At 74.1% G+C, this 11,407-nt stretch carries 12 protein-coding genes; 1 reads left to right on the top strand and 11 read right to left on the bottom strand.

What is annotated here, in order from left to right:
- Positions 1 to 56: 56 nt before the first annotated feature.
- Entirely contained in the window at positions 57 to 353 is a 297-nt protein-coding gene (locus ACFEMC_RS09200; RefSeq protein ID WP_380175661.1) for a DUF6458 family protein, read from the top strand.
- Between the two features lie 133 nt (positions 354 to 486).
- Here ACFEMC_RS09200 and ACFEMC_RS09195 read toward each other — a convergent pair whose 3' ends face one another.
- From ACFEMC_RS09195 to ACFEMC_RS09145, 11 genes are all read right to left on the bottom strand, one after another.
- The gene (locus ACFEMC_RS09195) at positions 487 to 1,497 is read right to left on the bottom strand and encodes an aldo/keto reductase family protein (RefSeq protein ID WP_380175659.1); all 1,011 of its coding nucleotides are present in this window, start codon (positions 1,495 to 1,497) and stop codon (positions 487 to 489) included.
- A gap of 37 nt (positions 1,498 to 1,534) precedes the next feature.
- A complete protein-coding gene (locus ACFEMC_RS09190) occupies positions 1,535 to 3,592 on the bottom strand; it encodes a primosomal protein N' (protein ID WP_380176694.1) in 2,058 nt (685 codons plus the stop codon).
- Positions 3,589 to 4,788, bottom strand: a complete 1,200-nt coding sequence (metK, locus tag ACFEMC_RS09185) for a methionine adenosyltransferase (protein WP_380175657.1) — start codon at positions 4,786 to 4,788, stop codon at positions 3,589 to 3,591. Before metK ends, ACFEMC_RS09190 begins: the two co-directional genes overlap by 4 nt.
- Complete coding sequence (coaBC, locus tag ACFEMC_RS09180; protein WP_380175655.1) at positions 4,789 to 6,078, bottom strand: bifunctional phosphopantothenoylcysteine decarboxylase/phosphopantothenate--cysteine ligase CoaBC; 1,290 nt, start codon at positions 6,076 to 6,078, stop codon at positions 4,789 to 4,791.
- Positions 6,075 to 6,338, bottom strand: a complete 264-nt coding sequence (gene rpoZ, locus ACFEMC_RS09175; RefSeq protein WP_106206095.1) for a DNA-directed RNA polymerase subunit omega — start codon at positions 6,336 to 6,338, stop codon at positions 6,075 to 6,077. The genes coaBC and rpoZ overlap by 4 nt, the downstream gene beginning before the upstream one ends.
- A 30-nt stretch (positions 6,339 to 6,368) precedes the next feature.
- Complete coding sequence (gmk, locus tag ACFEMC_RS09170) at positions 6,369 to 6,959, bottom strand: guanylate kinase (RefSeq protein WP_380176692.1); 591 nt, start codon at positions 6,957 to 6,959, stop codon at positions 6,369 to 6,371.
- On the bottom strand, positions 6,956 to 7,288 hold the full coding sequence (gene mihF / locus ACFEMC_RS09165; protein ID WP_367639846.1) for an integration host factor, actinobacterial type: 333 nt from the start codon (positions 7,286 to 7,288) through the stop codon (positions 6,956 to 6,958). The genes gmk and mihF overlap by 4 nt, the downstream gene beginning before the upstream one ends.
- A 109-nt stretch (positions 7,289 to 7,397) precedes the next feature.
- Positions 7,398 to 8,474 (bottom strand): ABC transporter ATP-binding protein, encoded by a 1,077-nt coding sequence (locus ACFEMC_RS09160; RefSeq protein WP_380175652.1) that lies wholly within the window; start codon positions 8,472 to 8,474, stop codon positions 7,398 to 7,400.
- Positions 8,471 to 9,463, bottom strand: a complete 993-nt coding sequence (locus ACFEMC_RS09155) for an ABC transporter ATP-binding protein (RefSeq protein ID WP_380175650.1) — start codon at positions 9,461 to 9,463, stop codon at positions 8,471 to 8,473. Before ACFEMC_RS09155 ends, ACFEMC_RS09160 begins: the two co-directional genes overlap by 4 nt.
- Entirely contained in the window at positions 9,460 to 10,389 is a 930-nt protein-coding gene (locus tag ACFEMC_RS09150; protein ID WP_380175648.1) for an ABC transporter permease, read from the bottom strand. Before ACFEMC_RS09150 ends, ACFEMC_RS09155 begins: the two co-directional genes overlap by 4 nt.
- Positions 10,386 to 11,390, bottom strand: coding sequence for an ABC transporter permease (locus ACFEMC_RS09145; protein WP_380175646.1), 1,005 nt, complete (start codon positions 11,388 to 11,390; stop codon positions 10,386 to 10,388). Before ACFEMC_RS09145 ends, ACFEMC_RS09150 begins: the two co-directional genes overlap by 4 nt.
- Between the last annotated feature and the right edge of the window lie 17 nt (positions 11,391 to 11,407).

Here is an 11,407-nt window from a genome sequence, read left to right as displayed (position 1 = left end):
CAACGCGCGGGTGACGCCGGATCCCGGAACCCCCCGCCGGGCCGGAGGCTCGGGCCGTGCACCTCACGAACCATAGCTTCCTGTTCACCGTCGGCGCCGTCCTGGCCTTCGCCGTCCACGTCGATGTCGCGGCGGTCGACCTGACGGCCGTCGGGTGGGTGTTCATGCTCGTGGCCGTGCTCGCGACGGTGCTGGAGGTGGCGGGGCGTCGCTCGCGGACCCGTGCCCTTCAGGCGCAGGCGGGCGTGCAGCCTCTCCCCGCCCGGGTCCTGCCGGCGCGCGTGACCCCCTCGACCGCTCCCTGGGACACCCGGGAGTTCCGGGCCGTCCAGCGGCCCGCCGGGGAGTCCTGAGCCATCCCGGCACGGGTGACCCCGTACCCCGTCACTGCGCACGGGGTGACCTCACGGCCGAACCCCGCGCTGCACCTCCCGCGCACGGGGTGACCCGCGCCCGACCCCCGCGAGGGCTCGGGCGCGGGGTCCCTCAGACCTCGCGCTGCTTCGGGGACGACTCGTGCGTCTTCGCCGGGTCGCGCTCGACGACGTCACCGAGGACGGCGTCGATGCGCTCGAGGGCGTCGGCCGGGATCGTCACCCCCGCGGCGGCAGCGTTGTCGTGCACCTGCTCGGGGCGGGAGGCGCCGATGATCGCGGTCGCGACGTTCTCGTTCTGCAGCACCCAGGCGACCGCGAGCTGCGCCATCGACAGGTTCAGGTCAGACGCGATCGGCTTCAGCTCCTGGACGCGCGACAGGACGTCGTCGCGCATCCAGCGCTTGATCATGGTGGCGCCGCCCTTGTCGTCGGTCGCGCGCGACCCGGCGGGCAGCTCGCCGCCCGGGACGTACTTGCCGGTGAGGACGCCCTGGGCGATGGGCGACCACACGACCTGGCTGATGCCCAGCTCCTGCGAGGTGGGGACGACCTCGCCCTCGATGACGCGCCACAGCATCGAGTACTGCGGCTGGTTGGAGATGAGCGAGAAGCCGAGGTCCTTGGCGAGCTCGGCGCCCGCGCGCAGTTGCTCGGCGGTCCACTCGCTGACACCGACGTACAGGACCTTGCCCTGCCGCACGAGGTCGGCGAAGGCCTGCATCGTCTCCTCCAGCGGCGTCGCGTAGTCGTAGCGGTGCGCCTGGTAGAGGTCGATGTGGTCGGTCCCGAGCCGCCGCAACGACCCCTCGCACGCCTCCAGCACGTGCTTGCGGGACAGGCCGGTGTCGTTGTGCCCCTTGGGACCGATCGGCCCGAAGACCTTGGTGAGGATCTCCAGGGACTCCCGCCGCTGCCCCTTGAGCGCCTCCCCGAGGACGGTCTCGGCGGCGGTGTTGGCGTAGACGTCGGCGGTGTCGAAGGTCGAGATGCCGGCGTCCAGGGCCGCGTGCACGCACGCCACCGCCGCCTCGTTCTCCACCTGGGACCCGTGGGTCAGCCAGTTGCCGTAGGTGATCTCGCTGATCTTCAGGCCGGAACGGCCGAGGTGTCGGAACTCCACGCCGCCAGCCTCCACCCGGCCTCCCGACCGCGCGCCCTCAACCGATCTGCAGCGGGTCGACCCGCACCCGTACGAGCGGCAGCTTGCGGACGCTGCGCCCGGCCGTGACGGTCTTCACGGCGGTCGCGAGTTCGGCGGAGTGCTCGCGCGGGACGCGCACGACGCTGCGGACGGCGGGCGCCTGCCCGGGGCGGTCCGGCACGGGCAGCGGTCCGAGGACCCGCACCCCGGGCAGCTCCGGCAGGGCGGCGACGAACTCCTCGACGTCCGCGGCGGGGCCGATGAGGCCGGCGAACCGCGCGGTCGGCGGGAGGTCGAGTTCGCGGCGCTGGGCCAGCTCGCGCTCGGCGAAACCGGCCGGGTCCCAGCGCACGAGCGCCTGCGCGGGCGCGGCCTGCGGGTCGGCGACGAGGACGACGGCACCTCCGGCCGAGCCCGGCTGCACCAGGGCGGCCGCAGCCGTCCACCGGCGGTACGCCTCCTCGGCCGCACGCAGGTCCGGCCGCGCGAGCAGCGCCCACCCGTCGAGCAGCAGTGCGGCGGCGTACCCCTGCGGCGCAACGGGTTCTGCCCCCGGCGTGGCGATGACCAGGGAGGGCCCACCGGGGACGACGTCCAGGACGTGCGACCCGCCGGAGGTGCGGACGTCCACGCCGGGGAACGCGCGGCCGAGCTCCTCGGCCGTGCGGCGGGCCCCCGTGACGACGGCGCGGAACCGGCTGTCCCCGCAGTGCCCGCACGTCCAGTCGGTGGCGGGCCGGCCGCACCAGCGGCACGCGGCGCGCTCCCCCGCGTCCGGGACGGCCAGCGGGCCGTGGCACGAGGTGCACCGCGCCGGTTCGCGGCAGGTCTGGCAGGCCAGCGTCGGCACGTACCCGGTGCGCGGCACCTGGACCAGGACGGGCCCACGGCGCACGGCGTCGCGCAGGACGCGCCAGCCGTCGCTGGGCAATCGCGCGGCTGCGGCCAGCGGGTCCTGCGCGTCGGGGCCGGAGGTCCCGGCGATCGCCACCCGCGGGGCGGTCGCCCGGACGGTGTCCCGCCCCGCGAGCACCGGCCGCGCCCAGCCGGACTCCAGCAGCAGCTGCGTCTCCGCCGTGCGCGTCCACCCGGCGAAGAGGGCCGCGGCGCCGGCCTGCTCGGCGCGCAGGACGGCGACCTCGCGGACGTGCGGGTACGGCGCGCGCTGCTCGGCGTGGGAGTCGTCCCCGTCCTCCAGGACCGCGACCAGCCCGAGATTCGGCAGCGGCGCGAAGACGGCGGCGCGGGTGCCCGCGACGACGCGCGCGCGACCCGTCAACGCCTCCAGGAAGGACCGGTAGCGGGCCGCCGGGCCGAGGTCGGCCTCCAGCCGCACGTGCCCCTCGGGGACGACGTGGTCCAGCGCCGCCCCGAGCCGGTCGAGGTCGCGGTGGTCGGGCACGACGAGCAGCGCCGTGCGCCCCGAGGCCAGCGCGGCGCGGGCGGCGAGGGCGAGCAGGGCGAACGGGTCGCTACCGGGGGTGAACGTCGCCACCGCCCGTGGGGAGTGGCCGTCGCGGACGTGGGCGAGGAACGCCGGGCCGGCCTGGTGCCGCTCCCATCCCAGCAGGTCCGGGCCCAGGGTGACCGGGTCGTGGCGGACAGGGTCGGCGCCGAGCACCTTCTCCTCGGCCCCGGCGTGCCGACCGGGCACCGCGAGGCGAACGACGTCGGACAGGGTGCCGCCGTACTCCGCAGCGACTCGCCGGCACAGCTCCAGCGTCGCGCCGGACAGGACCGGCAACCCGGACACGACCCGGCGCAGGCGCGCCATCCGGCCCGTGTGGTCGGTGCTGGCCAGCCGCTCCAGGACGTAGCCCTCGGCGTCGGTGCCCGCGAAGGGCACACGGACGAGGCGACCCGGTTCGGCGGTGTGCTCCATCGAGGCCGGGACGAGGTAGTCGAACGGCCGGTCCAGGTGGGGCAGGGCGGAGCTGACGAGGACGCGGGCGACCGGGTCGGTCGTCGTGACGTCCTCGGGCGCCTTCGTCCGCCGCGCCTTCTTCGGGCGTGCCGTCGGGGCCTTCGGGCCCAGCCCGTCGAGCGCGGGCTGGGCCTCCCCCTCGGTGCTCAGCTCCCCGTCGCGGCGCGCAGCGCGTCGACGCGGTCGGTGCGCTCCCAGCTGAAGCCGGGCAGCTCGCGGCCGAAGTGACCGTAGGCGGCGGTCGGGGCGTAGATCGGCTGCAGGAGCTGCAGGTCGCGGACGATCGCGGCCGGGCGCAGGTCGAAGACGTCGCGGATCGCGGCCTCGATGCGGCCGCGGGCCACCTTCTCGGTCCCGAACGTCTCGACGTACAGGCCCACGGGCTGCGCCTTGCCGATCGCGTACGCGACCTGCACCTCGCACCGCGTGGCCAGGCCCGCGGCGACGACGTTCTTGGCGACCCAGCGCATGGCGTAGGCGGCGGACCGGTCGACCTTCGAGGGGTCCTTGCCGGAGAAGGCGCCACCGCCGTGGCGGGACATCCCGCCGTAGGTGTCGACGATGATCTTGCGGCCGGTCAGGCCCGCGTCGCCCATCGGCCCGCCGATCTCGAAGCGGCCCGTAGGGTTCACGAGCAGCCGGATGTCGGAGGTGTCGAGGTCCAGCCCCTCCAGGACGGGCTCGATGACGAACCGGCGCACGTCGGGGGTCAGCGTCTTGACGAGGTCGACGTCGGGTTCGTGCTGCGTGGACAGGACGACGGTGTCGAGCCGGACCGCGCGGTCACCGTCGTAGCCGATGGTGACCTGGGTCTTGCCGTCGGGGCGCAGGTAGGGGATCTCGCCCTTCTTGCGCACCTCGGACAGGCGCTGGGACAACCGGTGCGCCAGGTGGATCGGCAGCGGCATGAGCTCGGGCGTCTCGTCGCAGGCGTACCCGAACATCAGGCCCTGGTCGCCGGCACCCTGCAGGTCGAGGGGGTCGGCTCCGCCGTCGACGCGGTTCTCGTAGGCCTCGTCGACACCCTGCGCGATGTCCGGGGACTGCGAGCCGATGGACACCTCGACACCGCAGGTGCGGCCGTCGAAGCCCTTGGCCGAGGAGTCGTACCCGATGTCCAGCAGCGTGCGGCGCACGATCGTCGGGATGTCGGCGTAGGCCTCGGTGGTGACCTCGCCGGCCACGTGCACGAGCCCGGTCGTCACCATCGTCTCGACGGCGACACGGCTGCGCGGGTCCTGCTCCAGCAGCGCGTCGAGGATGCCGTCGGAGATCTGGTCGCAGATCTTGTCCGGGTGCCCCTCGGTGACCGATTCGGAGGTGAACAGGCGCAACGGGGTGGTCACTCAGGCTCCAGGGGAGAGGTCAGACGGCGGGGCGGGTGTCGGGACGACGGGAGGAAGCATAGGCACGACGGCGTCCCACACCGCATCGGCCACCACGTCCTTGCTGGTCTCGGCGACCTCGCGCTCGCTGCCGTCGCGGCCCAGGATCGTCACGGCGTTCGTCGGCGTGGCGAACCCCTTGGTCTCCCCGACCTCGTTGAGCACGAGGAGGTCGCAGCCCTTGCGAACGAGCTTGGCCCGGCCGTGGTCGAGCACGGACCCGGTCTCGTCGCCCGTCTCGGCGGCGAAGCCCACGAGCACGGGTGCGGCGTCCCTGCGACCGGCGACGAGCCCGGCGAGGACGTCGGGGTTGCGCTCCAGCACGACGACGGGGTCGCGGGACGGGTCGTCGGACTTCTTGATCTTCGCGGTGGCCCGCGCCGAGGGCCGGAAGTCGGCGACCGCCGCGGCCATGACGACGACGTCCGCCCCGGCGGCGCGGGACTGCACGGCGTCGGCCAGCTCCGCGGCGGTCTGCACCGAGACGACGTCGACCGCGGCGGGCGCGGGGACCTCGACGTGGGCGGCGACGAGCGTCACGTCCGCGCCGCGGGCGGCCGCCGCGGCGGCGAGGGCGACCCCCTGCCGTCCCGAGGACCGGTTCCCGAGGAAGCGCACGGGGTCCAGCGGTTCGCGGGTGCCGCCGGCGGAGACGAGGACGCGTCGGCCCGCCAGGTCGCGGGGACGGGACCCCGACCCGAGGAGGCGGCGGCACGCGGCGGCGATGTCGGCCGGTTCGGGCAACCGCCCCGGTCCGGAGTCCGCGCCCGTCAGGCGGCCGGAGGCGGGGTCCAGGACCGTGACCCCGCGCGAGCGCAGCAGCGCGACGTTCGCCTGCACCGCCGGGTTGAGCCACATCTCCGTGTGCATCGCCGGGGCCAGCAGGACGGGGCACGTCGCCGTCAGCAGGACGTTCGTCAGCAGGTCGTCGGCCAGGCCGTGCGCGGCGCGGGCCAGCAGGTCCGCGGTGGCGGGGGCGACGACGACGAGGTCGGCGTGCCGGCCGAGCCGGACGTGCGGCACCTCGTCGGCGTGGGTCCAGACGTCGGTGGCGACGGGCTTGCCCGACAGGGCCTCCCAGGTCGCGCGGCCGACGAAGCGCTCGGACGCGGCGGTGGGCACGACGGTGACGTCGTGCCCGGTCTCGCTCAGCTCCCGCAGGAGCAACGCCGCCTTGTAGGCGGCGATCCCGCCCGCGACCCCCAGGACCACGCGGGGCGCCCGGGAGCCGGGGGCGGGAGTGTCGCTCACTGCTCGATGGGCTCCGAGGTCAACAGACCCTCGTTGATCTCACGCATGGCCACGGACAGGGACTTCTCCTGCACGTGGGTCTCCACCAGCGGGCCGACGTACTCCAGCAGGCCCTCGCCCAGCTGGGAGTAGTACGCGTTGATCTGGCGCGCGCGCTTGGCCGCGTAGATCACCAGGGCGTACTTGGAGTCGGCGACCGTCAGCAGGTCGTCGATGGGCGGGTTGGTGATGCCCTCGGGCGCCGCGACGGTTCCAGCCACGATCAGTTCTCCTCGCGTCGAAAGAGCCGGTCAGCTGACCGGCAGACCCATCCATCTTACGAGCTCGTCCGTCGCTCGCTGCACGTCGTCGTTGTAGATGGTCACGTCGAACTCCGGTTCGGCGGCCAGCTCGACCCGCGCGGTGGCCAACCGGCGCTCCCGCTCCTCCTCGGTCTCGGTGCCCCGGCCGACGAGGCGGCGGACCAGCTCGTCCCAGCTCGGCGGGGCCAGGAAGACGAAACCGGCCTCCAGGTCGGTGCCCTGCGTGGCCTGCCGGACCTGGCGCGCACCGGCGAGGTCGATCTCCAGCAGCGCCGGGCGGCCGGAGGCCAGGACTTCCTCGACCGGTCCGCGCGGGGTGCCGTACCGGTGCCGGCCGTGGACGCGGGCCCACTCCAGGAGCTCACCGTCACGGACGTAGCCGTCGAACGTCTCCTCGGAGACGAAGTGGTAGTGCACGCCGTCGACCTCACCCGGGCGCTGGGCGCGGGTCGTGGCCGAGACGGAGATCCAGACGTCCGGGTACCGCGCCCGCAGGTCGGCGGAGACGGTCCCCTTGCCGACGGCCGTGGGCCCGGCCAGGACGGTGAGGCGGTGGGGCTGGGACGACCGGACGTTCAGGACGCGCTCCCGGCCGTGGACCCGAACCGCTCGACGAGGGCGGCGATCTGGTGGGCGCCGAGGCCACGCACGCGCCGCGACTCCGAGATCCCGATCTCCTCCATGATCTGCTTCGCGCGGACCTTGCCCACGTTCGGCAGGGACTCCAGCAGCGCGGAGACCTTCATCTTGCCGAGGACCTCGTTCTCCTGGCCCTCCTTGATGACCTCTTCGAGGCTGCCGCCCGTGTACTTGAGGCGGTGCTTGACCTCGGCCCGCTCGCGGCGGGCCGCCGCGGCCTTCTCCAGAGCGGCGGCGCGCTGTTCGGCGGTCAGGGGAGGCAGAGCCACTTCATCACCTCGGGTCGTTGCGCTCGCAGACGGGTGCCGGCGGTCCGGGTGAACCTATCCATCCAGGTCACGGGCCTGCAACGGCGGGTCCGCGATCACCGCGGACTGATCAGGGACCCACCGGGACGGGGTCGGCACCGCGGTGCGGCAGCAGCCGGCCGGCCTCGATGTCCTCGGCGAAGTGGCACGCCACGCGGTGCTGCGGGGGGTGCCCGTCGAGCACGCGCAGCTTCGGCCGCTCGTCGTGGCAGCGCGTCTCCTGCACCCACGGGCAGCGGGTGCGGAAGCGGCAGCCGGTCGGCGGGTCGGCCGGGCTCGGCAGGTCCCCGACGAGGCGGATGCGCTCGCGCCGGGCTTCGGCGACGGGGTCGGGCACGGGCGCCGCCGACAGCAGCGCCCGCGTGTACGGGTGCAGCGGACGGTCGTACAGCTCACCGCTCGGCCCCTCCTCGACCAGGCCGCCGAGGTACATGACGCCGACCGTCGTCGAGACGTGCTTGACGACGGCGAGGTCGTGGGCGATGACGAGGTACGTCAGGCCCAGGTCCCGCTGGAGCTCCTCGAGCAGGACGAGGACCTGCGCCTGGACGGAGACGTCGAGCGCGGAGACCGGTTCGTCGGCGACGAGCAGGGCGGGGTCCAGGACGAGCGCGCGGGCGATGCCGACGCGCTGGCGCTGGCCGCCGGAGAACTCGTGCGGGTACTTCGCCCCGGCCCCGGCCGGCAGTCCGACGCGGTCGAGCAGGCCGCGCACGCGGGTGCGCCAGGCCGACGGTCCGCCGGGGGCGCCGTGCACCGCGAGCGGCTCGGTCAGGGCGCTCTCGACCGTCTGGCGCGGGTCCAGGCTGGCGAGCGGGTCCTGGAAGACCATCTGCATGCGCTTGCGCTCGCGGCGCAGCTCCTCGGCCCCCAGGGCGAGGACGTCGCGACCGTCGAGGTGGACCGACCCGGCGGTCGGTTCCTCCAGGCGCAGCACGGCCCGGCCCAGCGTCGACTTCCCGCAGCCGGACTCCCCCACGAGCCCGTAGGTGGTCCCGCGCCCGACGTCGAACGAGACCCCGTCGACGGCCTTCACGGCCCCCACGCGGCGCTGCAGGATCCCCGAGCGGATCGGGTAGTGGACCTGCAGGTCGCGCACGGACAGCAGGGCGTCGTCCGCTGGGGGTTGCGGCGTCGGGTGCGTCATCGCGAGACCTCCAGGTCGGCGTCGGCGGGGTGGACGCAGCGGGCGGGGTGCCCGGTGTGTCCGGCGGCGTCGAGCGCGATCTCCCCCGACCGGCAGGCGTCGTCGGCCGCCGCGCACCGCGGGGCGAACGCGCACCCCGTGCTCCACGGGAGCCGGTCGCGCACCGTGCCCGGAACGGGCTGCAGGGCGGTGCCCTCCGGGGCGTCGACGCGCGGGACGGCGGCGAGCAGCCCCGTCGTGTAGCGGTGCCGGGGCCGGGCGAACAGCTCCCCGCGCGGGGCCTGCTCGACGACCTTGCCGGCGTACAGGACGTTGACGCGGTCGCACGTGCCGGCCACGACCCCGAGGTCGTGGGTGATGAGGACCATCGCCGTGCCCGACTCCCGGACCAGTCCTGTCAGCAGGTCCAGGACCTGGGCCTGGATGGTCACGTCGAGGGCCGTCGTGGGCTCGTCGGCGATGATGAGCCGCGGCGAGCAGGCCAGTGCGATGGCGATGAGGACGCGCTGGCGCATGCCGCCGGACAGCTGGTGCGGGTACTCCCCCACCCGGCGCCGCGGGTCGGGGATCCCGACGCGGCCGAGCAGTTCCACGGCCTCCTTCTTCGCCGCGGCCCGGTCCAGGTCCGTGTGGGTCCTCAGCACCTCGGTGAGCTGCCGGCCCAGCGTCAGGACGGGGTTCAGCGACGTCATGGGGTCCTGGAACACCATGGCCAGGTCCTTGCCGCGGCGGCGCGCCAGCTGCGCGGGCGAGGCCGCCAGCAGGTCGTCCCCGTCGAAGCGGACGGCCCCGGAGACACGGGCCGAGCGCCGCGGCAGCAGGCCCATGACGGCCAGCGACGTGACCGACTTCCCGCAGCCGGACTCCCCGACGAGGCCGACGACCTCGCCGGCGTCCACGTCGAAGGAGACCCCGTCGACGGCGGTGAAGTCCGGCGAGCCCTTGCGGGAGAACGTCACCCGCAGGTCCTCGACCTCGAGCAACGTCATCGCGAACTCCTCGGGTCCAGGGCCTCGCGCAGCGCCTCGCCGAGCAGGGTGAACCCCAGCGCGGTGACGGCGATGGCGAGACCGGGGTACAGCGCCAGCTGTGGCGCCTGGTCGAGCCGGGCCTGGGCGGTGACGAGCATGCGTCCCCACTCGGCGACCGCGGGGTTGGGGTCCCCGAGGCCGAGGAAGCTCAGGGCCGCCACCTCGATGACGGCCGTGGCCAGCGTCAGCGTGGCCTGGACGAGCACCGGGCCCAGGGAGTTCGGCAGCATGTGCCCCACGACGATGCGGCGGCGTCGCAACCCGAGCGAGCGCAGCGCGACGACGTAGTCCTGGCCGCGCTGGGCCAGCAGCGAGGCGCGCAGCAGGCGCGCGAAGATCGGCACCTGCGCCGCCGAGATCGCCAGCATGATCGACCAGGAGTTCCGGCCCAGGACGGCCGCGACGGACACGGCCAGCAGCAGGCTCGGGATCGACAGGAGGACGTCGACGATCCGCATGACGACCGTGTCGACCTTGCCGCCGATCCCGCCGGCGAGGATCCCCAGGAACGCACCGGCGGCGAGACCGACGGCCGTGGAGACGACGCCGATGACCAGCGAGGACCGCGCCCCGTAGAGCAGCTGCGTCAGCAGGTCGGACCCGAAGGAGTCCAGCCCCAGGACGTGCTCGGCGCTGGGCCCGGGCACGGAGGTCGGGGTGACCTCCCCGAACCACTCCGACGTCGCGGGGCGGTAGGGCGCCAGCAGCGGCGCCGCGACGGCGACGAGCACGAACAGCACGACGATGACGGCCCCGACGATGCCCGCGGGGTTGCGTCGCAACCGCCGCCACGCAGAGCGCCAGGGTCCGACCCCGTCCTCGCCGGTGGCCGCCGCCGCGTCCGGACCGGGTCCGGTCGGCGTCAGCGCGTCCAGTGCGGTCACGACACCCTCACCCTCGGGTCGATGAACCCGTAGCTGACGTCCACCACGAGGTTCACGAGTGCGTAAACGACGGCGATGAAGAGGATGAACCCCTGCAGCACCGGGTAGTCGAGCTGGGTCACGGCGTCGAACAGGTAGCTGCCGATGCCGTTGATGGAGAACACCGTCTCGGTCAGCACAGCCCCCGACAGCAGGGCCCCGGCCTGCAGGCCCAGCGTCGTGGACACCGGCAGCAGCGCGTTGCGCAGGACGTGCCGGCGGCTGATGACGGCGCGCGGCAGCCCCTTGGCCTGGGCCGTGCGGACGTGGTCGTCTCCGAGCACGTCGAGCACCGAGGCCCGGGTGATGCGCACGATGATGGCCAGCGGGATCGACCCGAGGGCGAGCGCGGGCAGCACGAGGTGCACCACCGCGTCCCAACTGGCGTCCCACTCGCGGGTCAGCAACCCGTCGAGGACGTAGAAGTTCGTGACGTGGGTGGCGTCGATGCGGGCGTTCTGCCGTCCCGAGGTGGGGAACCAGCCGAGTTCGATGGCCAGGACGTACTTGAGGATGACGGCGAGGAAGAACACGGGGACGACGACGCCGAGCAGCGAACCGCCGACGACGAGGTTGTCGAGCCAGCCACCGCGGCGGCGCGCGGCGAGGTACCCCAGCGGGATCCCCACGACGATCGCCAGCAGCAGCGCCGCCACCGACAGTTCGATCGTCGCGGGGAACCGCTCGGTGAACGTCTGGACGACGGGTTCACCCGTGTTGATCGACGAGCCGAAGTCGCCGTGCAGCAACCGCCCGAGGTAGGTCAGGTACTGCTGCCAGATCGGCTGGTCGAACCCGTACCGCCGGGTGACCTCCGCGATGCCGGCCGGGGTCGCCTTCTCCCCCAGCAGCGCCCGGGCCGGGTCCCCCGGGAGGGCCCGGACCCAGGCGAACAGCAGCAGCGACAACCCGAACAGGACGACCACGAGCAGGCCGAGGCGGCGCACGACGAGCGTCAGCACGCCGCCCCCTGCTGTGC

Source organism: Kineococcus sp. DHX-1 (genome assembly GCF_042473625.1).
Lineage (GTDB): Bacteria > Actinomycetota > Actinomycetes > Actinomycetales > Kineococcaceae > Kineococcus.
This window is presented reverse-complemented; position numbering and strand designations above follow the sequence as displayed.

Bases quoted from the DNA above. Each gene is read 5' to 3' on its own strand.
- ACFEMC_RS09160 (WP_380175652.1), bottom strand. From the start codon at position 8,474: ATGACGCACCCGACGCCGCAACCCCCAGCGGACGACGCCCTGCTGTCC.
- ACFEMC_RS09155 (WP_380175650.1), bottom strand. From the start codon at position 9,463: ATGACGTTGCTCGAGGTCGAGGACCTGCGGGTGACGTTCTCCCGCAAG.